25 protein-coding genes are annotated in these 26628 nt (G+C 63.9%); 16 read left to right on the top strand and 9 right to left on the bottom strand.

Translation table 11 applies throughout. The annotated features are described in order from the left end of the window. The first annotated feature begins 28 nt into the window (after positions 1-28). From AC1RJW_RS11055 to AC1RJW_RS11015, 9 genes are all read left to right on the top strand, one after another. A complete protein-coding gene (locus AC1RJW_RS11055) occupies positions 29-1240 on the top strand; it encodes a phosphoglycerate kinase (protein WP_326458732.1) in 1212 nt (403 codons plus the stop codon). Positions 1241-1474: 234 nt separating this feature from the next. Continuing rightward, positions 1475-2935 carry a pyruvate kinase gene (pyk, locus tag AC1RJW_RS11050; RefSeq protein ID WP_475417901.1) on the top strand — a complete coding sequence of 487 codons (1461 nt, stop codon included), beginning with the start codon at positions 1475-1477 and terminating at the stop codon, positions 2933-2935. Between the two features lie 78 nt (positions 2936-3013). Further along, positions 3014-4078: a class II fructose-bisphosphate aldolase gene (gene fba / locus AC1RJW_RS11045; protein WP_034746119.1), complete on the top strand. Its 1065-nt coding sequence runs from the start codon at positions 3014-3016 to the stop codon at positions 4076-4078. A gap of 107 nt (positions 4079-4185) precedes the next feature. Continuing rightward, the gene (locus AC1RJW_RS11040; protein ID WP_436541375.1) at positions 4186-5079 is read left to right on the top strand and encodes a phosphoribosylaminoimidazolesuccinocarboxamide synthase; all 894 of its coding nucleotides are present in this window, start codon (positions 4186-4188) and stop codon (positions 5077-5079) included. Between the two features lies 1 nt (position 5080). Beyond that, on the top strand, positions 5081-5578 hold the full coding sequence (gene purE / locus AC1RJW_RS11035; RefSeq protein ID WP_493044952.1) for a 5-(carboxyamino)imidazole ribonucleotide mutase: 498 nt from the start codon (positions 5081-5083) through the stop codon (positions 5576-5578). Between the two features lie 15 nt (positions 5579-5593). Then, positions 5594-6790, top strand: coding sequence for a 5-(carboxyamino)imidazole ribonucleotide synthase (locus AC1RJW_RS11030; RefSeq protein WP_493044951.1), 1197 nt, complete (start codon positions 5594-5596; stop codon positions 6788-6790). Next, on the top strand, positions 6787-7809 hold the full coding sequence (locus AC1RJW_RS11025) for an L-threonylcarbamoyladenylate synthase (RefSeq protein ID WP_493044950.1): 1023 nt from the start codon (positions 6787-6789) through the stop codon (positions 7807-7809). Before AC1RJW_RS11030 ends, AC1RJW_RS11025 begins: the two co-directional genes overlap by 4 nt. A gap of 239 nt (positions 7810-8048) precedes the next feature. Next, positions 8049-9437: an SGNH/GDSL hydrolase family protein gene (locus AC1RJW_RS11020; protein ID WP_493044949.1), complete on the top strand. Its 1389-nt coding sequence runs from the start codon at positions 8049-8051 to the stop codon at positions 9435-9437. A 98-nt stretch (positions 9438-9535) separates the two neighbouring features. Next, complete coding sequence (locus AC1RJW_RS11015; protein WP_493044948.1) at positions 9536-10222, top strand: OmpW/AlkL family protein; 687 nt, start codon at positions 9536-9538, stop codon at positions 10220-10222. 39 nt (positions 10223-10261) lie between these two features. Here the strand turns inward: AC1RJW_RS11015 and AC1RJW_RS11010 are convergent, their stop codons facing one another. After that, a complete protein-coding gene (locus AC1RJW_RS11010) occupies positions 10262-10768 on the bottom strand; it encodes a flavin reductase family protein (RefSeq protein WP_326458725.1) in 507 nt (168 codons plus the stop codon). 177 nt (positions 10769-10945) lie between these two features. On the opposite strand from AC1RJW_RS11010, the gene msrA reads away from it, so the two are divergent. Next, the gene (gene msrA, locus AC1RJW_RS11005; RefSeq protein ID WP_493044947.1) at positions 10946-11479 is read left to right on the top strand and encodes a peptide-methionine (S)-S-oxide reductase MsrA; all 534 of its coding nucleotides are present in this window, start codon (positions 10946-10948) and stop codon (positions 11477-11479) included. Positions 11480-11501: 22 nt separating this feature from the next. Here msrA and AC1RJW_RS11000 read toward each other — a convergent pair whose 3' ends face one another. Beyond that, positions 11502-12737, bottom strand: coding sequence for a class I SAM-dependent methyltransferase (locus AC1RJW_RS11000; RefSeq protein ID WP_493044945.1), 1236 nt, complete (start codon positions 12735-12737; stop codon positions 11502-11504). Between the two features lie 126 nt (positions 12738-12863). Beyond that, on the bottom strand, positions 12864-14069 hold the full coding sequence (gene pdxH, locus AC1RJW_RS10995; protein WP_493044944.1) for a pyridoxamine 5'-phosphate oxidase: 1206 nt from the start codon (positions 14067-14069) through the stop codon (positions 12864-12866). Positions 14070-14182: 113 nt separating this feature from the next. On the opposite strand from pdxH, the gene tcdA reads away from it, so the two are divergent. Continuing rightward, entirely contained in the window at positions 14183-15034 is an 852-nt protein-coding gene (tcdA, locus tag AC1RJW_RS10990) for a tRNA cyclic N6-threonylcarbamoyladenosine(37) synthase TcdA (protein ID WP_493044943.1), read from the top strand. Positions 15035-15043: 9 nt separating this feature from the next. Here tcdA and thpR read toward each other — a convergent pair whose 3' ends face one another. Next, the gene (gene thpR / locus AC1RJW_RS10985; protein WP_493044942.1) at positions 15044-15562 is read right to left on the bottom strand and encodes an RNA 2',3'-cyclic phosphodiesterase; all 519 of its coding nucleotides are present in this window, start codon (positions 15560-15562) and stop codon (positions 15044-15046) included. 94 nt (positions 15563-15656) lie between these two features. Between thpR and AC1RJW_RS10980 the strand changes: the two genes are divergently transcribed. Both AC1RJW_RS10980 and cysK read left to right on the top strand, forming a co-directional pair. Beyond that, a complete protein-coding gene (locus tag AC1RJW_RS10980; protein ID WP_034780576.1) occupies positions 15657-16121 on the top strand; it encodes an FKBP-type peptidyl-prolyl cis-trans isomerase in 465 nt (154 codons plus the stop codon). A gap of 85 nt (positions 16122-16206) precedes the next feature. After that, complete coding sequence (cysK, locus tag AC1RJW_RS10975) at positions 16207-17139, top strand: cysteine synthase A (RefSeq protein ID WP_230539053.1); 933 nt, start codon at positions 16207-16209, stop codon at positions 17137-17139. 131 nt (positions 17140-17270) lie between these two features. On the opposite strand, the gene AC1RJW_RS10970 is transcribed toward cysK, so the two are convergent. Further along, positions 17271-18545: an SGNH/GDSL hydrolase family protein gene (locus AC1RJW_RS10970; protein ID WP_493044941.1), complete on the bottom strand. Its 1275-nt coding sequence runs from the start codon at positions 18543-18545 to the stop codon at positions 17271-17273. 99 nt (positions 18546-18644) lie between these two features. Between AC1RJW_RS10970 and AC1RJW_RS10965 the strand changes: the two genes are divergently transcribed. Then, a complete protein-coding gene (locus AC1RJW_RS10965) occupies positions 18645-19550 on the top strand; it encodes a LysR family transcriptional regulator (protein WP_493044940.1) in 906 nt (301 codons plus the stop codon). 99 nt (positions 19551-19649) lie between these two features. Then, positions 19650-20051, top strand: coding sequence for a ribosomal maturation YjgA family protein (locus tag AC1RJW_RS10960; protein WP_474293017.1), 402 nt, complete (start codon positions 19650-19652; stop codon positions 20049-20051). Positions 20052-20054: 3 nt separating this feature from the next. On the opposite strand, the gene AC1RJW_RS10955 is transcribed toward AC1RJW_RS10960, so the two are convergent. From AC1RJW_RS10955 to AC1RJW_RS10945, 3 genes are all read right to left on the bottom strand, one after another. Then, positions 20055-22868: a M16 family metallopeptidase gene (locus AC1RJW_RS10955; protein WP_493044939.1), complete on the bottom strand. Its 2814-nt coding sequence runs from the start codon at positions 22866-22868 to the stop codon at positions 20055-20057. Positions 22869-22947: 79 nt separating this feature from the next. After that, positions 22948-23301: a hypothetical protein gene (locus AC1RJW_RS10950; protein ID WP_493044938.1), complete on the bottom strand. Its 354-nt coding sequence runs from the start codon at positions 23299-23301 to the stop codon at positions 22948-22950. Next, positions 23302-24030 (bottom strand): P-loop NTPase family protein, encoded by a 729-nt coding sequence (locus AC1RJW_RS10945; protein ID WP_101482913.1) that lies wholly within the window; start codon positions 24028-24030, stop codon positions 23302-23304. 212 nt (positions 24031-24242) lie between these two features. Here AC1RJW_RS10945 and AC1RJW_RS10940 point away from each other — a divergent pair, with 212 nt between their 5' ends. Beyond that, positions 24243-26015, top strand: coding sequence for a GGDEF domain-containing protein (locus tag AC1RJW_RS10940; protein ID WP_493044937.1), 1773 nt, complete (start codon positions 24243-24245; stop codon positions 26013-26015). Here the strand turns inward: AC1RJW_RS10940 and AC1RJW_RS10935 are convergent. Continuing rightward, positions 26005-26487 carry a CinA family protein gene (locus AC1RJW_RS10935; protein ID WP_493044936.1) on the bottom strand — a complete coding sequence of 161 codons (483 nt, stop codon included), beginning with the start codon at positions 26485-26487 and terminating at the stop codon, positions 26005-26007. The two genes, AC1RJW_RS10940 and AC1RJW_RS10935, sit on opposite strands and share 11 nt — an antisense overlap. Between the last annotated feature and the right edge of the window lie 141 nt (positions 26488-26628).

The following is a 26628-nucleotide window of genomic DNA, read 5'->3' as shown; positions in this document are numbered from 1 at the left end:
CTTCCTTCCACTCGTCATCTGGATCGCCATGTCAGCTGTTCTCAACTTCATCCGTCTGCAAGATTTGATCGCCCAAAATGCACTGCAAGGCAAGCGCGTGTTTATCCGCGCCGACCTGAACGTCCCGCAAGATGACAGTGGCAAGATCACCGAAGATACGCGCATCCGCGCTTCGGTGCCGGCCATCCGCGCCGCCCTCGACGCTGGCGCCGCCGTCATGGTGACGTCGCACCTGGGCCGTCCGACGGAAGGCGAGTTCAAGCCGGCCGACAGCCTGGCGCCCGTGGCGGCCCGCCTGTCCGAGCTGCTGGGCCAAGAAGTTGCACTGAAACAAAACTGGGTCGATGGCGCCGGCCTGGAAAACCTGGCCGCCGGCCAGGTGGTCCTGCTGGAAAACGTGCGCGTCAACAAGGGCGAAAAGAAAAACAGCGATGAGCTGGCGCAAAAAATGGCGAAATTGTGCGATATCTACGTCAATGACGCGTTCGGCACGGCCCACCGCGCCGAGGCGTCGACGCACGGCATCGCCAAGTTCGCCCCTGTCGCCTGCGCCGGCCCGCTGCTGGCCGCCGAACTCGATGCACTGGGCAAAGCCTTGCACGCGCCGGCCCGTCCATTGCTGGCAATTGTTGCTGGTTCGAAAGTATCGAGCAAGCTGACCATCCTGAAAGCCCTGTCCGACAAGGTCGATAACCTGATCGTCGGCGGCGGCATCGCCAACACCTTCATGAAGGCCGTTGGCTTGAATGTCGGCAAGTCGCTGGTGGAAGCGGAACTCGTCGACGAAGCCCGTGCCATCATCGACATCATGGCCAAGCGCGGCGCGCAAGTGCCGATTCCCGTCGACGTCGTGTGCGCCAAGGAGTTTTCGCCGACAGCCGCCGCCACCGTCAAGGACGTGGCCGACGTGGCGGACGACGACATGATCCTCGATATCGGCCCGAAAACGGCCGCCCTGCTGGCGCAGCAGATCGCCGCCGCCGGCACCATCGTGTGGAACGGCCCCGTTGGCGTGTTTGAATTCGACCAGTTCGGCAACGGCACCAAGACCCTGGCCCTGGCCATTGCCGAGTCGAAAGCATTCTCGATCGCCGGCGGTGGCGACACCCTGGCGGCGATTGCCAAATACGACATTACCGATAAAATCAGCTATATCTCGACGGGCGGCGGCGCTTTCCTGGAGTTCCTGGAAGGCAAGACTTTGCCTGCCGTAGAGATCCTGATGCAACGCGCAGGCTAAGAACACCTGATTAAACCTACTGCGCGTCATGATTTGCGGCCTCCGATGCTCACTGTGCATGCGCACAGCTCCGCGTCTCGGCCACAACTCATTGCCGCTCGCTACGGTTTTCTCAGATGTTCGAGACTGTGGAATGATGAATAGACCAAGCGCAGCCTGACCGCTGCGCTTTTACCTTGCCGGCGGCTGTCTCAAACCGGCCTTGCTCACCTTCGCTCGCGCACAAGGATTCCTATGCCACGTGGTACAAAAATCGTAGCAACAATCGGCCCCGCCTCCACTGACTTCGATATTCTGGTCAAAATGATACGTGCGGGCGTTGACGTGGTGCGCTTGAATTTTTCCCACGGCAAGGCGCAGGACCATATCGACCGCGCGGCGCTGGTGCGCCTGGCGGCAGCCGAGTGCGGCCGCGAAGTGGCCATCATGGCCGACATGCAAGGGCCGAAGATTCGTGTCGGCAAGTTTGAAAACACCCGCATCCAGCTGGAAGCGGGCGAGCGCTTCATCCTCGACGCCAAGTGGGGAGAAAACGGCGAGCTGGGCAATCAGGAACGGGTCGGCCTCGACTACAAGGCCCTGCCGCGCGACCTGCACAAGGGCGACGTGCTGCTGCTGAATGACGGCCTCATCGTGCTGATCGTCGAGCGCATCCACGGCAGCGAAATCCATACCACCGTCAAGATCGGCGGTGAGTTGTCGAACAACAAGGGCATCAACCGCCAGGGCGGCGGCTTGTCCGCGCCCGCGCTGACGGCCAAGGATATGGAAGATATCAAGACGGCCATGAGTTTCCAGGCCGATTATCTGGCCATTTCCTTCCCGAAATGCGCGACGGACATGGAAATGGCGCGCCAGCTGGCCAATATCGCGGGCGAACCGTACCACCACAAGCCGATGATGATCGCCAAGATCGAGCGGGCGGAAGCCATTCCTGCCCTGCAAGAAATCCTCGACGCCTCCGACGGCATCATGGTGGCGCGCGGCGACCTGGCCGTCGAGGTGGGCAATGCAGCCGTGCCGGCCCTGCAGAAGCGCATGATCAAGATGGCGCGCGCATCGAATAAACTTGCTATTACGGCAACGCAGATGATGGAATCGATGATCGTCAACGCCGTGCCGACCCGCGCGGAAGTGTCCGACGTGGCCAATGCCGTGCTCGATGGCACGGATGCCGTCATGACGTCGGCCGAGACGGCCTCGGGCAAGTACCCGATCGAGACGGTGGAAATGATGGCCGCCATCTGCGTCGAAGCGGAACAGTCCGAATACAACAAGCTCGATGCCGATTTCCTCAACGTCACGTTTACCCGCATCGACCAGTCGATCGCCTACGGCGCCCTGTTCACGGCCCACCATTTGCGCGTGAAAGCCATCGTGGCGCTGACGGAATCGGGCTCCACCGCCTTGTGGATGAGCCGCCACAGCATCGACACGCCGATTTATGCGCTCACGCCGAGCGTCACGACTTTGCGCAAAGCCGCGCTGTACCGCAATGTTCGGGCGTATCATCTGATGCAGAACGCCCCCAGCGCGCAAGTGCTGAAGCTGGCGGAAGATTTACTCGTGGAACAGGGCATCGTCAGGAAGGGCGACATGATCGTCGTCACCTGGGGCGAGCCGATGGGCCAGGTGGGTGGCACGAATGCATTGAAAATCGTCAAGGTTGGCGACCTCGATGCCGTGCTGATCTGAGGTAAAGAATTCAGGCGCCGGCGCGGTCATCGACCGCGAAGCGCCGCAACGGTTTCTATTGTTATCTGGAGTATTACCATGTCTCTCGTATCCATGCGTCAACTGTTGGACCATGCCGCCGAAAACGGTTATGGCATTCCTGCTTTCAACGTCAACAACCTGGAACAAGTGCAGGCCATCATGGCCGCCGCCGATGCGCTCAACAGCCCGGTGATCATGCAGGCATCCGCTGGCGCGCGCAAGTACGCCGGTGAAGCCTTCCTGCGCCACCTGATCGACGCCGCCGTCGAAGCGTATCCGCACATTCCCGTCGTCATGCACCAGGATCACGGCCAGTCGCCGGCCGTCTGCATGGCCGCCATCCGCTCGGGTTTTACTTCCGTGATGATGGACGGTTCGCTGGAAGCGGACGGCAAGTCGGTCGCTTCCTACGAATACAACGTGGAAGTGTCGCGTGAAGTGGTGAAATTCTCGCACGCCATCGGCGTGACGGTGGAAGCGGAACTGGGCGTGCTCGGTTCGCTGGAAACCATGAAGGGCGACAAGGAAGACGGCCACGGCGCCGACGGCACCATGACGCGCGAGCAACTGCTGACGGACGTGGCGCAAGCGGCCGACTTCGTGCAGCGCACCCAGTGCGACGCCCTGGCGATCGCCATCGGCACCTCGCACGGCGCCTATAAATTCACGCGCAAGCCGACGGGCGACATCCTGGCCATCGACCGCATCAAGGAAATCCACGCGCGCATCCCGAACACCCACCTGGTGATGCACGGTTCCTCGTCGGTACCGCAGGAATTGCTGGCCATCATCCGCGAATTCGGCGGCGACATGAAGGAAACCTACGGCGTGCCAGTGGAAGAAATCCAGGAAGGCATCCGTCACGGCGTGCGCAAGATCAACATCGACACCGATATCCGCCTGGCGATGACGGCCGCGATCCGCAAGTACCTGTTTGAAAATCCATCGAAATTCGACCCGCGCGACTACCTGAAGCCAGCCCGTCTTGCTGCAGAGCAAATCGTACGCGCCCGCATGCAGGCATTCGGCTGCGAAGGCCAGGCGTCGAAAATCAAGGCCATGCCACTGGAAAAAATGGCCGAGCGTTACAAGGCCGGCGAGCTGTCGCAAATTGTGAAGTAAAATTCTGTCTGGAACGGGCCGGAAGCCGCATCTCCGTGCCCGATTTTCTCGACCGGCGGGCGCCTTCCCTGCCTGCCGGTTTCGTTTCATCCAACTATTCCCCCGCTATGAACAGCCTCTATCAGACTTCCATCCACTCCCTGCCATTGCTGGGCCACGGCAAGGTCCGCGACAACTACGCCGTTGGCGACGACAAGATCCTGATCGTCACCACGGACCGCCTGTCGGCCTTCGATGTCGTCATGAACGAGCCTATCCCCGGCAAGGGCAAGGTCCTCAACCAGATGAGCGACTTCTGGTTCGAGAAACTGGGCCATATCGTGCCGAACCACCTGACCGGCGTGGCGCCGGAATCCGTGGTGGCGCCCGAGGAAGTGGAGCAAGTCAAGGGCCGCGCCGTGGTGGCCAAGCGCCTGAAGCCGATCATGGTCGAGGCGGTCGTGCGCGGCTACATCATTGGTTCGGGCTGGAAAGATTACCAGGACACGGGCAGCATCTGCGGCATCAAGCTGCCAGCCGGCCTGCAACAGGCGGAAAAGCTGCCGGAACCGATCTTCACCCCGGCGGCCAAGGCCGAGCTGGGCGAACATGACGAAAACATCAGCTTTGCGGAAATGGAAGAGCGTATCGGTGCCGACCTGGCCGCCAAGATGCGCGACGTCGCCATTGCCCTGTACAAGACGGCCGCCGAGTACGCGGCCACGCGCGGCATCATCATCGCTGACACCAAGTTTGAATTCGGCCTGGACGACAACGGCGTCATGCATCTGATGGATGAAGTGCTGACGGCCGACTCCTCGCGCTTCTGGCCCGCCGATTCGTATCAGCCTGGCATTTCGCCGCCGTCGTTCGACAAGCAATTCGTGCGCGACTATCTGGAAACGTTGACCTGGGGCAAAACCGCACCGGCGCCTGCGCTGCCGGCCGACGTCATCGAAAAAACCCAGGCCAAGTATTTCGAAGCCATCGAACGCCTGACGGGCGAGAAGCTGAAGGCCTGAGATGAGCGAGCAGAATAAGCCGCTGGTCGGCGTCATCATGGGCTCGTCCTCGGACTGGGACGTGATGCAGAACGCAGTTGCCATGCTGAAACAGTTTGGCGTGCCATACGAAGCGCAAGTCATATCCGCGCACCGCATGCCCGACGAGATGTATGCGTATGCGAAAAGCGCGCGCGCGCGCGGCTTGCGCGCCATCATCGCCGGCGCCGGCGGCGCCGCCCACCTGCCTGGCATGGTGGCGGCGATGACTATCGTGCCCGTGCTGGGCGTGCCCGTGCCATCGAAATACTTGCGCGGCGAAGATTCCATGCTGTCCATCCTGCAAATGCCCAAGGGCGTGCCCGTAGCCACCTTCGCCATCGGCGAAGCGGGCGCGGCGAATGCGGCGCTGACGGCGGTGGCGATGCTTGCCGCCAACGACGACGGCCTGGCCGACCGCCTGGAAGCCTTCCGTGCCACGCAAACGGCCGCCGCCAAGGCCATGGTCTTGCCTGAATAATGTGTTTGAAAAATAATGAATAGTAAATCGACTTCCCCATTGCTGCCCGCCGCCCATCCACCGGCGTGGCTGGGCGTGATGGGCGGCGGCCAGCTCGGCCGCATGTTTGCCCAGGCCGCCCAAGGCATGGGCTACCAGGTGGCTGTGCTGGAACCATCGGACGCCTGCCCTGCGGGGCAGGTGGCGCAGCGCCTGGTCAATGCCGGCTACAGCGATGCAGCCGGCCTCGACGCCCTGGCCGCCCAATGCCTGGCCGTCACCACCGAATTCGAGAATGTGCCGGCCGACAGTCTGTCGCGCCTGGCCGAACGCGTGTTCGTGGCGCCCGATGCCCATGGCGTGTCGGTGGCGCAAGACCGCATCGCGGAAAAGCGTTTCTTTGTCGCCTGTGCCGCGAAATCCGGCGTGCTGCCGGCGCCGCACGTGGTGATCGCCACGCAGCTTGACATCGACAGCATCGCCGACGACTTGCTGCCAGGCATACTGAAAACTGTGCGCATGGGCTATGACGGCAAGGGCCAGTTCCGCGTGCGCACGCGCGACGACGTGCGCGCCGCCTTCGCGGAAATGGGCGAAGTAACTTGCCTGTTGGAAAAGATGCTGCCGCTGGCGTATGAAGTATCCGTGCTGACGGCGCGCGGCGTGGACGGTGCATCGGTCGTGTATCCGATCGCCGAAAACGTGCACCGCGACGGCGTGCTGTTTACCACCACGGTGCCGGGCCCGAACGTGTCGGACGACTGCGCCGCCAGGGCGCAGCGGGCGGCGCAGGCCATGGTTGCCGAGCTCGGCTATGTCGGCGTGCTGTGCATCGAATTTTTCGTGCTGGAAGATGGCAGCCTGGTGGTCAACGAAATGGCGCCCCGTCCGCACAACAGCGGCCACTACACGATGGATGCCTGCGTCACCAGCCAGTTCGCGCAGCAGGTGCGCGCCATGGCGCGGCTGCCGCTGGGCGAGGTGCGCCAGCATTCGCCGGCCGTGATGCTCAACCTCCTCGGTGACGCCTGGTTTGCCGACGGCAGCGATGTCGCCTGCGAACCGGCCTGGGACCGCATCCTGGCCTTGCCGGGCGCCTGTTTGCACCTGTATGGCAAGGACGATCCGCGCCGTGGCCGCAAGATGGGTCACTTGACCTTCATCGCCGCCACCTTGCCGGAGGCGCAGCAGCGCCTGCGCGACGCTTGCCTGATCCTGGGAATCGCGCCGTGAGCGTGCCCGCACAAGATCTGGCGGCGGCCGCCGCCGTGCTGGAAGCGGGCGGCCTCGTCGCTTTCCCCACGGAAACGGTGTACGGCCTGGGCGCCGATGCGGAAAACCCGGCCGCCGTGGCGCGCATCTATGAAGCCAAGGGCCGCCCCTCGGACCATCCCGTGATCGTGCACGTGGCGCCCGGCGCCGACCTGGCGCACTGGTCCGATGATATTCCAGTCGAGGCGCAGCAACTGGTGGCCGCCTTCTGGCCCGGTCCGCTGACCCTGATCGTCAAGCGCGCCGCGCACATTCCCGACGCCGTTTCCGGCGGCCAGGATACGGTGGGCTTGCGCTGTCCGTCGCATCCGGTGGCTATCGAACTGCTACGCACTTTCAAGGGCGGCAACGGTGGCCTGGCGGCGCCGTCGGCGAACAAGTTCGGCAACGTCAGCCCCACCACGGCGCAGCACGTGCGCGATGAATTCGCGGCGGAACTCGACAGCGGCCTGCTGGGCCTGGTACTCGACGGCGGCCAGAGCGACGTGGGCATCGAGTCGACCATCGTCGACCTGTCGCGCCTGGCCACGCACGGTCCCGTACTCTTGCGTCCCGGCCATATCAGCAGCGAGCAGATCGCCGCCGTCATCGGCCGCGCACCGGCCGTGGCGGACGCGACCGCGCCACGCGCCTCGGGCACCCTGGAATCGCACTACGCGCCACATACGCCTGTTGCGATGCAGCACAGCGACGACGTGCGCGCCACCTTGAACCGCCTGCTCAACGACGGGCGCCGCGTGGCCCTGATCCACTACTCGGATCTGCCGCCGGCCAGCGCCAGCGTGCGCCTGGCGGTCAGCCCGGAAAATTACGCGCATGCGCTGTATGCCTCGCTGCGCACGATGGACCAGGTCGGCGCCGAGCTGATACTCGTCGAAGCACCGCCCACCGGCCCCGCGTGGCTGGGCGTCAACGACCGTTTGCGGCGTGCCGCGTTCGGCTCAAGTGGTATCTTGCAGCAATTTCTATCCGCATCATAAAAAGCCCCGCAAGGGGCTTTTTCTTGATGCAGCGCAATAGCGATGCTTGCCACGAAACATACTAAATCCTCCATAATTCAGCGGATCGCCCCGTCATGACGGGGCGCTGGCGGTGTTGTTATTTCGTTGATTTTTAAAGCATATTTTCTATACAAGCCTGAGGAACGATGGCATATTAGTTGGGTAGCGAATAGCACGCCCGTTCGTTTAGAAACCAGAAAAAAGACCGAGGAGACAAAATGCATCAAACAAAATTCGCGCTGGCCGTGCTGGCTGCGGCTGTCCTGGCAGGTTGCGGCGGCGCCAGTGGCGGTGATCAAACCTTGAAAGTCAAATACACGGCGCAGGTGTCGTTCGGCGACAGCCTGTCCGATGTCGGTTCATATGCCGTGGCCGGCGTGGCTGCCGCCGGTGGCGGCAAGTTCACCATCAATGGCGACAATACCAAGATCAATCCTGAGCTGACGGGCAAGAACTGGACCGAGCACCTGGCCGCGCAATTCGGCTTGCCGGCGCCATGCGCTGCCGAGACGGGCCTGGAAGGCAACGTACCGACCCTGCAGGCCCCGCGCGTCAAGCACGCCGGCTGCTTCGGCTATGCCATGGGCGGTTCGCGCGTCACCAACCCCGTCGGTCCGAACAACAAGTTGACGGGCAGCGCGCTGGGCGCCCTGACCGTGCCCGTGGTGACGCAGATCGCGAACCACCTGGCCGTTTCCGGCGGCAAGTTCAGCGGCACGGAAGCCGTTTTCGTGATGGCGGGCGGCAATGACGTGCTGTTCCAGCTGGGCGCATTGCAGGCAGGCGCGACGGCCGCAGGCACGAAAGCCGGTGCCGATGCGGGCGCCCAGGCTTTCGCTACCAACCTGACCATGGCCCTGGCCGCTGGCGCGCCCAATCCCGCCACGGCGGCCGCCTCCATTGGCGCCGCCATCAAGACGGCCAGCGCGGCGCCTGGCGCCACGTCGGCGACCATCGTCGGTGCCGCCGTGCAAGCTGCTGTCATCGCGGGCAATACGGCCGTTGCCTCGCCCACCGTATATGGCCCGCTGGTCGCCAAGGCGCAAGCCGATGCGACGGTGACGGGCAATGCTGCCGGCGCCAAGGCCGGTGCCGATTATGCCGCGGCCCAGGGACCGTTGCTGGTTGCCTCCATGAAACAAGCTGGCACCGAACTGGTGGCGCTGGTCAAGGACCAGATCATCGCCAAGGGTGCCAATTATGTGGTGGTCAACAACCTGCCTGACGTGGCCGGTACGCCATCGGGCCTGAGCAAGGATGCCAATACCAAGGCGCTCATCAATGCCATGGTCAGCGCCTTCAATGGCGAACTGAGCGGCGGCCTGAGCGGCAATGCGAAAGTCTTGCTGGTCGACGTGTTTGCCGTCAGCCATGACCAGGGCGTCAATCCTGGCCCGTATGGCTTGACCAACGTCAGCGAGACGGCGTGCGACCTGACGCCAGCGAAGAATTTTCTGGGCAGCTCGCTGGTCTGCAATGGCGCGAACCTGAAAGCGGGCGACGTCAGCCACTACTCGTATGCCGACGATGTGCACCCTACGCCGTTCAACAACCTGTTGCTGGCCCGTTATGTGGCCAAGGACATGGTCGTGCGGGGCTGGCTGTAAGGAATCGCCGCGCCAGCCGCGTCCCCGGGGCGTGGCTGGCGCTGGCTGCGACAAGACTGGATAGCTGGGCTATCCGCACATAATGATCAGGAGACAAGATGAAAAATCGTTTGAATACCGCTGTACGCGTGCTGGCCGCCGCCGCCGCGATGGCCATGGCGACGGGCGCTTCGGCGCAAAGCGCGGGCACCTGGATGGCCAAGGTCGGCGTCAACAAGATCACGCCGCACGTGGACAGTGGCGATATTTCCGCGCCGGCACTGCCGGGCACGAAGGCCGACGTCAAGGCGGATACCAAGCCCATCCTGACCTTTGCATACATGTTCACGGACAATATTTCCGCTGAAATGATCCTGGGCGTGCCGTACAAGCATGACTTGATCGGCGATGGCTCCATCAAGGGCACGGGCAAGCTGGGGACGGCGGAAGCCTTGCCGCCGACGGCCTTCATCCAGTACCGTTTCTTCCAGCCCAATGCGATGATCCGCCCCTACGTGGGCGCGGGCTTGACGTATGCCTATTTCCAGAAGGAAAAAGGTTCGGGCCAGATGACGGCCTTGCTGGATCCGGGTGGAGCGCCCGTCACTTACCGCATGGATAACAAGCTGGCAGGCAGCCTGGTGGTCGGCAGCACCCTGTCCTTCAACGAGCGCTGGTTTGCCGATGTGGCCGTGGTCAAGACGTTCCTGAAAACCAGGGCGAAATTCTCGACGGGGCAGACGCAGGATATCAAGCTCGACCCGCTCGCCGTGAGTGTCAGTATCGGGTATAAATTTACCCTGTAAAATAAAAAATCCGCCTCGGCGGATTTTTTTTTGTCCCGCTCAGGCTGGCGGTGTATTGAACTTTCCATTGTGGAAGATCAAGGGCGGCTGTGCGGTAAACGCGCATTGTTCTACTTCGCCCACGAAAATGACGTGGTCGCCTTCGGGATAGCGGCTGCGGTTGTGGCATTCGAACCAGGCCGAGGCGCCTTTCAGGATGGGCTGGCCCGTGCGCGACAGCTCATACTCGACGTCGTCGAAGGGATTCGGCGTACGGCGCGCGAAGCGCTGCGCCAGTTCCGCCTGCTCGGCGCCCAGCACGTTGATGACGTAATGCGAGTTGCCACTGAAGATGGGCATGCTGTTCGCCACGGAACCGAGGCTCCACAGCACCAGGGGCGGCGACAGCGAGACGGAATTGAAGGAACTGGCCGTCAAGCCGCGGAAACTGCCGTCGGCCAGGCGCGTGGTGATGACCGTCACGCCGGTGGCAAACTGCGACAATGCCTGGCGGAAATGTGTCGTATCGAATTCTTGCGCTGGCGCGCGGGGAGAGCGTGTGTTCATGGGTGACCTGTCTATTTGCTGACATTATGCCAAAAATCGGCAGTGCCAGCGCAATCGTGGCCGGCATGCTCCTTATGTGCGGTGCACCACGCGCCGTTTCAAGCGGCCCTGCAGGCCATGGCGCTTTGCGTTACAGTCATCAAATGATACGTCGCAGAGGCGTTGCGGGAGGGCATCATGAATCAACAGATGGAAGTGGCGGTACTGGGCGGCGGCTGTTTCTGGTGCCTGGCCGCCGTGTATGGGGAAGTGCGCGGCGTGACGCGCGTCGAGTCTGGCTACACGGGCGGCAGCGTGCCCAACCCCAACTATGAACAGGTGTGCACGGGCGACACGGGCCACGCGGAAGTGGTGCGTCTGGAATTCGATCCCGCCGTCATCAGCTATCACGACTTGCTGGAAATCTTTTTCACGCTGCACGACCCCACCACCCTGAACCGGCAGGGCAACGATATCGGCACGCAATTTCGCTCCGTTATCTATTACCAGTCGGCGGAACAGGAAACCGTGGCGCGCAAGGTGCTCGCCGAGATGGCCGGCGTGTGGGATGCGCCGATCGTCACGCGGCTGGAACCGGCATCGGTCTTTTATCCGGCCGAGGATTACCACCAGAATTACGTCGAGCAGCATCCCTTGCAGGGCTATTGCGCCCTCGTCGTCGTGCCCAAGGTGGAGAAATTCCGCGCCATGTACGCGGGGCGCCTGAAGTAAGCGCCCCGTGCGCGCATCAGGATCAGGTCGCCAGCAGGGGCGCCGGCCTGGCGTCCTGCGCATACATGTAGTTGCGCGACCAGGGCAGGACGGAAGAGCGCCGGCCCGCCTTCACGCAGACGATCTGGTACAGGCTGATCAAATCTTGCTCGAAGGCATAGGCGCAGCCGGCCAGGTAGACGTGCCAGATGCGGAAGCGCCGCTCGCCCGCCAGCGGACGGATCTGCTCGGCGTTGGCTTCGAAATTTTCCGTCCACAGGGCGCAGGTGCGCGCATAGTGGCGCCGCAGGTTTTCCACGTCCAGCACTTCCAGCCCCCCTTGCTGCATGGTCTTGAGCACATTGCCGATGTGCGCCAGCTCGCCGTGCGGAAACACATATTTTTCGATGAATTCCCCGCCCCCATACGGCGTTTCGCCATTCTCCGGGTCGGTCGAGGTGATGCCGTGGTTCATCGCCATGCCGTCCGGTGCCAGCAGCTTGTTGATGATGCCGAAATACTCGGGCAAATGCTTGAGGCCCACGTGTTCGAACATGCCCACGCTGGTGATGCGGTCGAACTGGCCCGTGACGTCGCGGTAGTCTTGCAGGCGGATGTCGATCAGGTGCGCCAGGCCGGCCGCCGCCACGCGCTCGCGCGCCAGCGCGTACTGGTTTTCCGACAGGGTCACGCCCACGCAGCGGGCGCCATATTGCTGTGCAGCACGAATGACGAGCGCGCCCCAGCCGCAGCCGATGTCGAGCAGGGTCTGGCCCGGCTGCAGCTGGATTTTCTTCAGGATATGGTCGATCTTCTTGACCTGCGCCTGCGCCAGCGTTTCATCGCCGTGTTCGAAATAGGCGCAGGAATACACGAGGGCGGGGTCGAGGAATTGCTCGTAGAAGGCGTTCGACACATCGTAGTGATAGCGGATGGCTTCGGCATCCTTGCTCTTGTCGTGCGTAAAGCTGCGCACGATGCGGGCCAGCTTGCCTTCCGGTTTCAAGGTGTTGCGCGCCAGGGCATTGCAGATGGAAATCATGTCCTGGGCCGTGCCCTTGACTTCGATATTGCCTTCCACATAGGCCGAACCCAGGTTGGCCAGCGACGGGTTCAGCAGATAGCGGGCCGAGGCGACGGTCGGCAGGCGGATGGTGACACGCGGCGCTTCGCTGGACAGGTCGACATGCTGGCCATTCCACAATTCTATGCGCAGCGGCAAGGCGGTCTTGCTGCGGATGCTGGCAATCCAGGACTTGAGTTGGTTTTGTACAAACAAAATGGCCTCCAATGAAGCGGCCGCCGTTGCGCCCGCAAATTGAGAAACAATGTCATTTAGTAACTTCTACCCTCATAGCCTACACCTATATTGACCAGCTTGCTTTGCGCCGCCTTGACTATGCGCTCAAGGTTGCAGGCGTTGCATGCTCCATTGCCCGTCCGCACCACGTGTAAACACGATGCGGTCGTGGAAGCGCGAACGGCGTCCCTGCCAGAATTCGATGCGTTCCGGCTGCAAGCGGTAGCCGCCCCAGTGGGCCGGGCGTGGCGGCTGCGCATCGCCGACGGCGGCGGCCACGGCCGCGTAATTGCTTTCCAGCGCGGCACGGTCGGCGATGGGCGCGCTTTGCTGCGAGGCAATCGCCGACAAGCGGCTTTGCACGGGGCGCACATTGAAATATTCATCGCTCTCGGCGGCAGTGGTTTTCACCACCGTGCCCTCGATGCGCACTTGCCGCTCCAGCTCGCCCCAGAAGAACAGCAGGGCGGCGTGCGGGTTGTGTTCGAGCTGCTGGCCCTTGTCGCTCTGATAATTCGTGTACCAGGTAAAGCCACGCTCGTCGAACTGCTTGATCAGCACGATGCGCGAGCTGGGCTTGCCTTCGGGACTGACGGTGGACAAGCTCATGGCGTTCGGTTCCAGCACCTGGGCCTTGACGGCCTCGGCAAACCATTTCTGGAACTGGGCGACGGGATCGGCCAGCACATCGGTCTCGCTCAGGCTCGACTGCACGTAATCGGTGCGCATGGCCGCCAGCACGGCGGCTGCGTCCGGCTGGGCTGCGGCGGGTGCTTCGGGCGCGATGCCGCGGCGGCGCTGCATGGCCGTGCCCAGCTGCTCCATCTGCTGCGCGCTGAACAGGCGCTTGGCCATCGGTGCCAGCTGGCCCTCTTCCTTGCTCATGTGGGCCTGGTAGGCGGCGACATAGTCGCGCACGCCATGGGCGGACAGCTGCACGCCCGTGCCGGCGGCGATGGCGTCCAGTTCCGGGCGCAGGGCCAGCCAGGCCTGGTCCATGCGCTGGTGGTCGGCCAGGATTTCCGGCACCAGGGTCGCCAGCAGGGCCGCATCGTCGCCCGTGGCGGTGGCCTGCAGCATGGGCATCAGGTCTTGCTCTTCATCGTCATGGTGCAGATGGGCGGCTTTATTGAAGTATTGCAACACCGCCTTGGCCGCCTGCTGCGCATCCGCCGTGTTGCCGTGCTGCACCAGGTGGGCCAGCAGGTTTTGCAGGGTCGTCAGTTGCTTGCGGATCTTGTCGTGGCAATGCTTGAGCACGGCGATGGGCTGGTCAAAGCCGGGAACGGAGTCGAACAGGGGAGCGGTCATGGCGAGTTCTCGTGGTGAACGGTGTGGGGACGCGGCGACAAACGGAGCTTGTCGCTGTGTCAATCCGGCTATTTTAGAATATCCGCCAGCGCAGTGTCCGTTAAAATGGCGCCATGCATACCTCCACCAATGAACTAATTTCCATGGACTTGACCGAGATCGATTTTGAACGGCGTTTCGGCGGCATAGCCCGCCTGTACGGCGCCCCCGCTTTGGCACGCTTTCGCGCGGCCCACGTGTGTGTGATCGGCGTGGGCGGCGTCGGTTCCTGGATCGTCGAAGCGCTGGCGCGCAGCGCCGTCGGCCGCCTGACCCTGATCGACCTCGATAATGTTGCCGAATCGAACATCAACCGCCAGATCCAGGCCATGAGCGACACCATCGGCAAGGCCAAGATCACGGCCCTGGCCGAACGCATCGAACTGATCAACCCGTTTTGCCAGGTCACGCAGATCGAGGATTTCATCACCCCCGATAATCTGGAGCAGTTGCTGGGCGGGCGCGATTTCGACTACCTGGTCGACGCCATCGACAATGCCAAGGCCAAGGCGGCCGTGATCGCGTATTGCCGCGCGCGCAATATCCCCATGTTGACCATCGGCAGCGCGGGCGGGCAGACGGACCCGACCCTGATCGCCGTGCGCGACCTGTCGAAAACGGAGCAGGAGCCGCTGCTCAAGCGCGTGCGCAAACTGTTGCGTACCGAATATGGTTTCCCCCGTGGCGTGAAAAACAAATTCAATGTCGATGCCGTGTTTTCCATGGAGCCGTTGAGCACGCCAGAGAGCGCGGAAGCGTGCGCCATCGATGGCAGCACGCCCGCCGGCGTCACGGGCCTGAACTGTGCCGGCTTCGGCTCCAGCGTGGTGGTGACGGCCAGCTTCGGCATGGTGGCGGCCGCCCATGCGCTGAAAAGCTTGCGCCAGGACAAACTTGCTTCAGTGCCAGTGCCGGACGCTGCTTAAGTTCACCGCCTAAGTCAGCTTGCGGCTGGCCAGGATGCGGTAGTCGCCGCTGCTTTTCAGCGATTCCACCAGCACCAGTTCGTCCGCCTGCCAGGCGATGGGCGCGAAGTCCTGGCTTGCCGGCGGTGGCGCCTGGCGCGCCAGGGTCACGTGCGGCGTAAAGCGGTCGTGCTCGAAGCGGGGCGCCAGGCCCTGTTGCGCCAGCGCATGCATGCAGGCCGCGCGCAAGTCCAGCAGGGCCGGCGAGGGCTGCGCCAGGGCGGCCCAGGCCAGCGCCAGCTGCGTGAAGTGGCTGGCGTGGTCGAACAGCAAGGGCATGGGGCGCGCCGGCAATTGTTCCAGGATAGCCAGCAGGGCCGACAGGTCGCTGACCGGGTGCTGGCCCAGGAAGGCCAGGGTCAGGTGCAGCTTGTCCACGCGCACGGGCTTGCCTGGCAGGCGCGCCTGCCAGGCGGCCAACGCCGCGCGCGTGGCCGCATCGGGCCACAGCGCGTAAAACAGGCGGGGAGCGTGTGTATCGGGCGACAAGTTTTTCCTATCGTTGCGGCGGTTTGCTATGATTGGCGTTCCCTGCCTCTTGCATTGGCAGGGATCTCACCGAAACTCACTGAAAGAATACATCATGACGCGTAGCTCCGTTTTGTTTGCCCTGATCTGCTCCGTCGCCGCGTCGCTGGCGCAGGCACAGGCGCCAGCGCCTGTTCCCGCCTCCGCCGTCTCGCTGAGCCCTGGCCCTGTCGCCGATAAATTGATTCTGATCGACAACAAGGTCGGCACGGGCAAGGAAGCGTCCGCCGGCAGCAACGTCACCGTGCATTACACGGGCTGGCTGTACCGTCCCCTGGCGAAAGATTCGCGCGGCAAGAAGTTCGACAGCTCCGTGGGCCGTGGCCCGTTCGACTTCCCGCTGGGCAAGGGCATGGTCATCAAGGGCTGGGACCAGGGCGTGGCTGGCATGAAAGTGGGCGGCAAGCGCACCCTGATCATTCCAGGCGAACTGGCCTACGGCCCGCGCGGCGCCGGCAATGGCGACATTCCGCCGAACTCGGCACTGATCTTCGACGTGGAACTGCTGGACGTTAAGTAATTGTTCAGTTTGGCGGCGGCGCATGCTCGCGCCGCCGCCAAAACGCGGTAGACTGGATTCTTCTGTAATTGCTGTGGAGACTCCCATGAACATCGCCAACGACGTCACTGAACTGATCGGCAACACCCCCCTGGTGCGCATCAACCGCATCGCCGCCGGCAGTGTGGCCACCATCCTGGCCAAACTCGAATTCTACAATCCCGCGCACAGCGTCAAGGACCGCATCGGCCTGTCCATGATCGTCGCCGCGGAAGCCGCAGGCAAGATCCATCCCGATACCGTCATCGTCGAGCCCACCAGCGGCAACACGGGCATTGCGCTGGCCATGGTCTGCGCCGCGCGCGGCTACCGTTGCACCCTCGTCATGCCCGACACCATGAGCCGCGAACGGCGCATCCTGCTGCGCGCCTACGGCGCCGAGCTGGTGCTTACGCCGGGCAGCGAAGGCATGCTGGGTGCCATCCGCAAGGCCGAAGAGCTGGTGGCGGCCGACCCGCGCTATCTGATGCTGCAGCAATTCAACAATCCCGCCAATCCCGCCATCCACCGCGCCACGACGGCCGAGGAAATCTGGCGCGACACGGATGGGCAAGTCGACATCGTCGTCGCCGGCGTGGGCACGGGCGGCACGATTACCGGCATCGGTGAAGTGTTGAAGGAGCGCAAGCCCGGCCTGCAAGTGATCGCCGTGGAACCGGAAGCGTCGCCGATGCTGTCGAAAGGCACCAAGGGACCGCATCCGATCCAGGGCATCGGCGCCGGTTTCGTGCCGCAGATCCTGAACACGGCCATCTACGACGAAATTATTTGCGTGAAGAACGACGATGCCTTTGCCACCGCGCGCCTGGCCGCCAGCGACGAAGGCTTGTTGGTCGGCATCTCGTCGGGCGCCGCCCTGTGGGCCGCCCTGCAGGTGGCGCGCCGTCCGGAAAACGCGGGCAAGACCATCGTCACCATCATCCCGTCGTTCGGCGAGCGCTACCTGAGCACGGCCTTGTACGCTGGCCTGGGCGACTAGGAACGCCGAACCAAACCTGCTGCGCGTCGTAATTTGCGGCCTGCGATGCTCACTGTACCTTCGTACAGTTGCGCTTCTCGACCACAACTTCCTTCCGCTCGCTACGGTTTTGTTCGGCGTTGTAAAGCCAGTTACGGCTGCCGCGCTGGCAACAGTAAGGACACGTCGATCGCCTCGGCCAGCGCCCGGTTGCCTGCGTCGCCCGGGTGCAGATGGTCGCCCGAGTCGTAGGCGGGCAGCAGGCGCAGCGGATGGGCCGGGTCGCGCGCCAGTGCGTCGAAGTCGAGCACGGCGTCAAACAGGCCGCTGGCGCGTATCCATGCATTCAATTGCTGGCGCAGCGCATCTTTTTCCTTTTGATAATAGTCGCTCAGGGGCGTGCCGGGCAGGGCGCCTGCGAACGGCGTCAAAGTGGCGCCGACGACGCGCACGCCGCGGCTGTGGGCCTGGGCCACCAGCTGCGCGTAGCCGGCCGTTAATTCCTCCAGGGTGGGTCTTTGTGCCTGTGGCGCAAACGCCGTGCCGGGCCAGCTGATGTCATTGATCCCCAACAAGACGACCACCGTGCGCACGCCAGGCTGCGCCAGCACGTCGCGCCCGAAACGGTCCAGGGCGCTCTCTCCCATGCCGTCGGACAATAGCCGTCCACCGGAAATGCCCGCATTGATCACGGCCACGCCCTGCGGCACCAGGCGCCGTGCCAGGAAATCGGGCCAGCGCGCATCCATCCCCAGGCTGGCGCTGGCGCCATCGGTGATCGAATCGCCGAGGATGGCCACCGCTTGCGCTCCCGGCGCCGCTGCCACCTCGATGGCGCTGAGCAAGATGCGCGCCGTGGCGGTCTGCACGCCCGTTTGCGCCTCGTCAATGCTCACTGCCCGCGTCTGGTCGTGCGGCGCGATCCACGCCGTCTCGCGCCCATCCCAGTGAAACGTGGCGACGGGACTGGCTTGCGGCAGGTGGACGCTCACCGTCAGGCGCGCCAGGTCCGGCACGGACAGGTCGACGGGGTCGCTGACGAGCGGCGCGCCCGGCGCCATGGTGGCCGAGGGCTGGCCGGCAAACGTCAGCGTGCGCAGGCTGGCGGGCGCGATGGCCGAGCCGTTCGCCGCCAGGGCTACGCTGGCCGCGCCGATGCGCAGCGGTACCTTGCCATACGCATTCGACAGTACGATGCGCACGCGCGGGCCGCCCACGCTGAGGCGCGCCACCTGGCGCACGGTTTGCCCGTGCAGCACGGCGGGCACGTTGGCGGGAAGCACAAAGTCGCTGCCCCATACGGCTTGCGGACTGGCCGTCCAGCTGGCCAGCCAGCCGTGGGCAGCTTCGGCGTTGGCGGCCAGGGCAGGGCTGGTAGCCAATGCCAGGCTCAGCAGGGCGGCGGGGAGGAGGGAATGTCGTTGCATGGCGGCTCGCTTTATCAAGGGGAATGTGCGCATGATGAAAGCAAAGCCATTTATGCACTAGACTATCTCATCGAAGAACATTTATGAGTTGAATTCACAATGGCCAGACTGGAAGTGAACCGTTCCGGCGAGCTGGAAGTGTTCGTGCGCGTAGTCGAGCTGGGCGGCTTTTCCGCCGCCGCGCGCGCCTGCGGCATGACGCCGTCGGCCGTCAGCAAGCTCGTGTCTCGGCTGGAAGAGCGCCTGGGCGCGCGCCTGCTGAACCGCTCCACGCGCCAGCTGCAACTGACGGCCGAAGGCTGCGGCCTGTATGAACGGGGCAGGCAGGTGCTGGCGGCGCTGGACGAGGCCGAGCGCTGCGCGGGCGTGCAGGATGTCCCGCGCGGCAAGATCAGGGTGAATGCGAACGTGCCGTTCGGCCAGCACTTTCTGCTGCCGCTGGCACCGCTGTTCCTGGAATGCTATCCCGAGGTGACGCTCGACATCGTGCTCACCGATGAAGTCGTCGATATCCTCGAACAGCGCACGGACGTGGCCGTGCGGGCCGGCCCCCTGAAAAGTTCCAACTTGCTGGCGCGCAAGCTGGGCCAGACGCGCATGGCGATCGTGGCATCGCCCGCCTACCTGGCGCGGCGCGGCACGCCGCTGGCAGCGGCCGAACTGGCGTCGCACAATCTGCTCGACGCCAATTACGCGCGCGCCCGCTCGGGCTGGCCGCTGCGCCTGCCCGAGGGCGATGTCGTCGTGCCTGTCGTTGGCAATGCGCAGGCCAGCGATGGCGAAGCCTTGCGGCAATTGGCGCTGGCGGGGCTGGGACTGGCGCGCCTGGCCGCCTTCCAAGTGCGCGCCGATATCGCGGCAGGCCGCTTGCAGGCCGTGCTGGAAGCGTTCAATCCGGGCGACAGCGAAGACGTGCATGCCGTCTTCGTGGGGCAGGGCGGGCATGTGCCGCTGCGCGTGCGCGTCTTTCTCGACTTCCTGGCGCAGCACGTCGCGCTGGACTGAGCGTGTTCAGGCGATTAGGCTGCAGCCGGACGCGGCCGCGCAGTACAATATCGGACGGGCCGCAATGGTTCGGCCCGTATTGTGCCTTTGAATGGAAATATGTTCCTGGTAAAACCTGAACGCCGCCGCCTGCTGCAGGTGGGCGCAACCGTGGCTGTCATCGCGCTGGGCCTGGCCTCGCGCGCCTATCCCCAATTCCTCCCCGCCGCGCTCGGCAAGTATCCGGGCGACGCCCTGTGGGCCATGATGATCGTCTTTGCGTTGGGCATCTTCGCCACGCGCATGCGCACGTGGCAGCTGGCGCTGACTGCGCTGCTGATCTGCTTTGCCGTCGAATTCGGCCAGCTGCTCCAGACGCCCTGGCTCGTCGCGCTGCGCGCGCATCCGCTGGGGCACCTGGTGCTCGGTTCCACCTTCGGCTGGGGCGATTTGATCGCCTACACGGCCGGGGTGGCCGTGGCGGCGTTCATCGACAAGCTGGCGCTGTTCAAGCGCCGCTAGTCCTTACTTCACGTTCCCCTCGGCATCGCGCAATTCCACGGGCGCCAGTTTGAGCTTGCTCAACTGCGGGGCGATCTTCGCCTTGTCGCCCACGCCGATGACGATCAGCTTTTCCGGCTGCAGGTATTTCTTCGCCACCTGCTGCACCTGCTTGTCCGTCACGCCGGCAAAGCGCTGCGGCAAGGTCGCGTAGTAGTCGAGACCCAGGCCATAGATATACGTGTTGGCCATGCTGGCGCTGATGCTGGCATTCGTCTCGAACTGGCCCGGCAGCGACAGCACCTGCGAATTGCGCGCATTCGACAATTCCTTGGCGCTTAACGGCTTGGCGATCATGGCGCGGATTTCCTTGAAGGTTTCCGACACGGCCGCGCCCGTCACGTCGGTGCGCACGCCGGCGGCAATCGAGAACGGTCCCGGCTGGCTGCGGTACTGGAATTGCGAGCGCACGCCATACGTGTAGCCCTTCTCTTCACGCAGGTTATTGCTCAGCCGACTCGTAAACAAGCCGCCCAGCGCCGCGTTCATCACTTGCAGCGGCGCATAGTCGGGCGTCGCGCGGGCCACGGCGATGGTCGACAGGCGCACGGCCGTCTGCGGCGCGCCCGGCTTGTCGACGAGGATCAGCCTGGCTTTCGTCGTGGCCGGCGCCGCCGTCACGGACGGCGCCACCGCGCCCGCCTTCCAGCTGCCGAACTTGGCTTCGGCCAGGCTCTTCAATTCCGCCGCGCCGATGTCGCCCGAGACGATCAGGGCCGCATTGTTGGGCACATAATGCTGCTGCCAGAACGCCTGCAGGTCGGCGCGGCTGGTGGCTTTCAGGGCCGCTTCCGTGCCCAGTTGGATATAGCCGTACGGATGTTGCGGACCGTACAGGGCCGCCGCTTCCACGCGGGCCGCCACGGCCCCCGCGTTTTCGCGCTGCTGCGCCAGTTCGCCGATGCGGCTGGCGCGCTGGCGCTCCACTTCATCTTGCGGGAATTGCGGATGCTGCACCACGTCGGCCAGCACGTCGAGCGCCTGCGGGAAGGTGGTTTTCAGCGACGTCAGCTGGGCGAACGAGGCGTCCGCGCCGGAACCCGTGCCGAGGAAAGCGCCGAGTTGCGCCACGTCATCGGCGATCTGCGGCGCGCTGCGCGTACTGGTCCCTTCCTGCAGCAATTGCGCCGTAAAGCCCGACAAGCCCGGCTGCGCCAGCGGATTGGCACCCGAACCGCTTTTGACGACCAGCTGGCTGGACACGAGCGGCACGGCCGGGTTGTAGTTGTGGATCACGGTCAAGCCATTGCTCAAGGTGAAGGAGGTCGCTTGCGGCAGCACGATCTTCGGCGCGGGACCGGCCTTCGGCACCGCGTTACGCCATGGCTCGTCCGCATTGATGGCCGTGCCTGGCGCCGGCTTGACCTTGCCCGGCGCCGGTGTCGCCACTTCCGGACCCAGGTCCGGCTTGCCCGGTACGCCATACACGACCACGCGCGCCTGGTTTTTCAGGTAGGTGTCGACGGCGCGCTGCACGCCGGCCGCCGTCACCTGGCGGTAGCGTTCGATATCCTTGCCCAGGTAGCCGGGGTCGCCCAGGTACTGGTTGTACTGGTTCATCATGTTGGCATTGCCGCCCACTTTTTCCACTTGGCTCAGCATGCTCGTCTCGATGCTGTTGCGGGCCCGCTCGAGTTCCTTCTCGCTGGGCCCCTGGGCGCGCAACTGTTCCAGTTCCGCCTGCATGGCTTGCTCGATTTCCTCGGGCTGATGGCCGGGGCGGGCCGTCACGTCGAGGGTGAACACGGAGGTAAGGGCGTTCGAACTCTGGTTGGCGCCCACGTCCTGCGCGATCTGCTTGTCGTACACGAGGGACTTATACAGGCGGCTGGACTTGCCGCCGGCCAGGATCTGCGCCGCCATCGACAGTTCCGCATCGTCAGGGGCGTAGGCGGACGGCGTGAGCCAGGCCATGAAGACGCGCGGCAGTTCGACCCGGTCCTGCACCACGATGCGGCGTTCCTGCGTGATGGGCGGCGTCACGACGTCGGGCTTGGCCACGGCGGGGCCGCTCTTGAAGCTGCCGAAGTATTGGTTGACCAGCTCCTTGGTCTTGGCCTTGTCGATGTCGCCCGCGATCACCAGGCTGGCATTGTTGGGACCATAGTATTTGGTGAAGAATTCCTTGATGTCGGCCAGTTTCGCGTTCTGGATGTCTGCGTGCGAACCGATGACGCTGGCGTAATACGGGTGGCTCTTCGGGAACAGCTGGTGGTACAGGGCTTCCTGCACGATGCCGTAGGGTGCGTTTTCCACGCTCTGGCGGCGTTCGTTGCGCACCACGTCCTGCTGGTTCGTCAGCGCCGTCTGGTCGAGCACGTCCAGCAGATAGCCCATGCGGTCCGAATGGGCCCACAGGGCCAGTTCCAGCTGGTTCGACGGCACCGTGTCGAAATAATTGGTGCGGTCGAAATCCGTGCTGCCGTTCGAATCGGTGGCGCCCGCGCCTTCCAGCAGCTGGTCGGCCATGCCGCGCGGCACGTGCTTGGTGGCGGCAAACATCATGTGCTCGAACAGATGCGCAAAGCCCGTCAAGCCCGGCGCTTCATTTGCCGGTCCCACGTGGTACCAGATGTTGACGGCCGTGACGGGCAATTTATGGTCTTCCACGAGGATCACGTCGAGGCCGTTCGGCAGCGTGTATTTTTCGTAGGCAACATTTGGCACGGCCGTGGCTGCCGTCGCGGCAGCGGCGCCGGCGGCATGGGCGAGCGTGAGCGGGGCGCCGTACAGCGACAGCATCAGGGCGGGAATGGCCAGCAATTTGATCGGTTTCATGCATGCTTCCAGGCTAGGGTGAGGGAAGACGCTGCTGCCCGCTCGTGGCTGGCGCAGCGCGATGGTGCTACGGTCGGTGCTACAGTTTATACAGCAGGGCTGCGCCGCCCAGCACCAGCAGCGCGCAGGCGAGCGAGACGATGGCCGCCGCGCCCAGCAAACGCCATTCGCGCGGCGTAAAAAGGGGGGCAGGCCCGGGCGCTTGCTGCATGGGCTGCGGCATGGCTGCGGCCGGTTCGGGCGGCAAGCCGCCCGTGGCGCGCGCCTGCGCCGCCAGCGCCAGGGTGGCGGCGTCCAGCAGGGCCAGCTGGCGCTCGACGGTGTCCGCCAGCACCGCTTCGTTCAAGGCCACCAGGGCGAATATCGGGTCGTCGACGTCGACCTTGATGCCCGTCTTGTCGAACACGTGGCTGCGCAGTTTGTGCGGGTCCATCTACCACTGCACCTTGTCGAGCTGTTCGAAGATGTCGCGGTAGACGACCTTGATGCGCTGCTTTTCCATGATGTTGAACTTGTCGTTCTGCAACACTTCCTGCATCGTCAGGCGCGCCGTGTTCATTTTCTTGACGTCGGCGCCGAAGGTGTCGGGGTTGCGCTGGCTCAAGGTGATGCTGCCTTTCACGCGCGCGCGGTTGTCGGCATACGATTGCGATTCGACGAACTGCTTGCCGGACGCCGATTGCAGCAGGCCGAAGTGTTCGTTTTGCCACAGCACCAGCGGCACCTTCGTCGCTTGGGCCGTGGCGACAAAACCCGTGGCCGTGTCGTGCAGGGTGTCGCCGCCGCCGACGATGGTGTGGATGTACACCTTGCGGCCCGATTCTTCCAGCAGAGAGAAACAGTCGTTTTCCAGCAGGTAGCCCATCAGCGGCGAAAACGTGTTCGCGCCATTGTCGACCACGCAGTTGCCGTCCGTGTCGAGGATGTCGATCATCAGCGCGTCGAAGCGTTTCGGGTCGATGTTGCGCGCATCCGTCATCACGGGCACATGCTTGACGTTCATCGCCTTGTAGCGCGAAAAGGTGGCGTTTTCCTGGTCGGTGTCATAACAGCGCAAAGGCGTGTCGTCCTTGCCGCCTATCCACTGGGCCAGCAGGGTCGAGACGAGGGTCTTGCCGATGCCGCCCTTGCCCTGCAGGATGAAATGTACCGTGTTTTGCATTGCGACTACTCCAAGTTGTTGCGTCAGTGACAATCAAAGATCCGTGACAGCGGCGCTGGCGCCCGGCCAGGCCACGACTGGCATTTTTACCACAATCCTTTGCAAAGATGCCATGCGCGGGAGCGAATCTGGTTATGATGTTAATCAGGATACCATTGATACAGAGCAAGTTTTGTGTGGAAAATGCACCCCAGAGTGTGAACGAGGACGCAGTGCCGATCTCCAGTCTCGATAAAGCCGACATTGACCGTTTGAATCAGCAAGCCCTGTCTTGCCTGGTCGGCAACCGCCGCCAGGCGCGCCGGCTGGCGCAGATGGCGCTGGCGGCGGCGCAACGGCAACAGTATGCGCGCGGCGGCGCGTATGCGGAACTCAATCATTGCTGGCTGTCCTATTATGCGGGCGAAACGGAACCATCGTGCGAGCGCCTGCGCGCGTATTTCCAGCACAGCGACGACCTGGAAGGGGGCATGGAAGTGGCGGCCCTGCAGGGCGCGTATGCGAGCCGGCGCGGCGACTTTGCCGATGCCGAGCAGCATTTCCTGCAGGCACGCAGCCAGGCCGCGCAGATACCCGATTCCCTGCACAAGTTCATGCTGTACGCGCGCCTGGGCGTCGATGCCCTGAACCGTGGCGATACGCAGGACGGCCCGCGCAACTTCCTGCTGGCGCTCGACATCGCCGAGCGTTTCGGCAGCCCCGCGCACCGGGTCAACAGCCTGTCGAACCTGGCGTCGTCGCAGCATGACCTGGGCAACGATGAAGACGCCATTCCCCTGCTGGTCGAGGCGCTGGAGATCATCGGCACGCAAAAGCTCAAATACCAGCAAACCATCGTTTCGGCCAACCTGGCCATGTGTTTATTAGCCACCGGCAAGCCGGCCGAGGCGCTGGCGCTGGTGGAACCGTTTTACGAGTGGCCGGAAGAAGACCTGGCCGTGCGCGCCTTCCTGTTCTGCATTGCCGCCCACGCCGCCATCCTGCTGCAGCGGCCCGACAGCGCCTTGCAATTGCTGTTGCGGGCCGAAGAGTATGCGCGCCGCGGCCAGGACCTGGAAGAGCAGATGCACGCGTGGCTGGTGCGCGGCAAGCTGGACTTGCACGCGGGCCAGACGGCGCAGGCGCTGGCCTCGCTGACGCAGGCGCACAGCCTGCTGAGCTGGACGCGCAATCCGTTTCATCAGCAGCAGATCCTGCGCGGTTTGTCCGATATCAATGCCCAGCTGGGCCAATGGCAAGCCGCGTACGGCTTTTTGCAGCAATACCAGGCCGCGTACGAGGCCAGCAGCAAGTCGGCGCGCGCCTCGCGCAGCCTGATGCGCAACCTGGAAAAGGAAATGCACAGCCTGAAGGCCGAGCGCGACAAGGCGCTGGAGCTGCAGGCGGCGCGCGAATCGGAAAACGTCAAGCTCGAACACCTGAACCGCGAACTGGCGCACCAGATCCTGCATGTCAATTCGCTGCAGGACAGCCTGAAGGAGCAGGCCATGCGCGACCACCTGACGGGCCTGTACAACCGCCGCCATTTTGAAACCTGTTTGAATGCCATCCTGCACGAAGCCGCTGCGGATGCGCCCGTGGCCATCGCCATCATCGACCTGGATTTCTTCAAGCGCGTCAACGACACCTACGGGCACAATTTTGGCGACGAAGTGCTGATCCAGTTCGCCCGCCTGGTGGAAGGCCAGCTGCGCGGCACCGACATGGTGTGCCGCTATGGCGGCGAGGAATTCTGCCTGCTGTTGCGCGAGGCCGACAGCGTCATCGCCGCGCACAAGATCGACGATATCGCCGCGCGCTACCGCCAGTTGCTGATCCAGCAGGCGCCGCACAGCCTGTCCGGCTGCACCTTTTCCGCCGGCATCGCCGAATATCCGCGCCACGGCGCCGGCCGCCACGAATTGCTGATGCGCGCCGACAGCGCCCTGTACGCGGCCAAGCAGGCAGGACGCGACCGGGCCTGCATCGCCGACGCTACTGAATAAAGCGCAGCAGCTCGCGCAGGGCGTGCGCCACCGCCTGCTCGCGCACGGCCTGGCGGTCGCCGGCAAACACCAGCCGCTGCGTCTGCACGCGCCCGTCCATGGCCCAGCCGAAGCAGACGGTGCCGACGGGCTTGCCCGGTACGCCGCCCGTGGGGCCGGCGATGCCCGTGGTCGAGACGGCCACCTGGGCCTCGCTGTGGGCCAGGGTGCCTTGCGCCATGGCGGCGGCCACTTCCTCGCTGACGGCGCCGTGGGCGGCGATCAGCCCGGCGGGCACGCCCAGCATGCCGCTCTTGGCGCCGTTGGAATAGGTGACGAAGCCCCGCTCGAACCAGGCGCTCGAGCCTGAGATATCGGTGACGGCCTGCGCCACGCCGCCGCCCGTGCACGATTCGGCCGTGGCCAGCAGCAGGCCTTTTGCCTGCAAGGCCAGGCCGACGGCGGTGGAGAGGGGGACGAGTTCCTTGCTCATGGATGGCTCCTGTGTGCGGTGAAAATGGTGGCAAGACTGTAGCATGGCCCACGGTAAAAGAAACTTTCCCCGGTAACAGCGAAAATGCGTACACTCTTTTATACATTTGCTACCACTTCGGGCCGGCAGGCGCTCTGTCGC

The sequence above is a fragment of the Janthinobacterium sp. GW822-FHT07A03 genome (genome assembly GCF_058798815.1).
The sequence above is the reverse complement of the archived record's forward strand: the minus strand, read 5'-3'. Positions and strand labels throughout refer to the sequence as shown.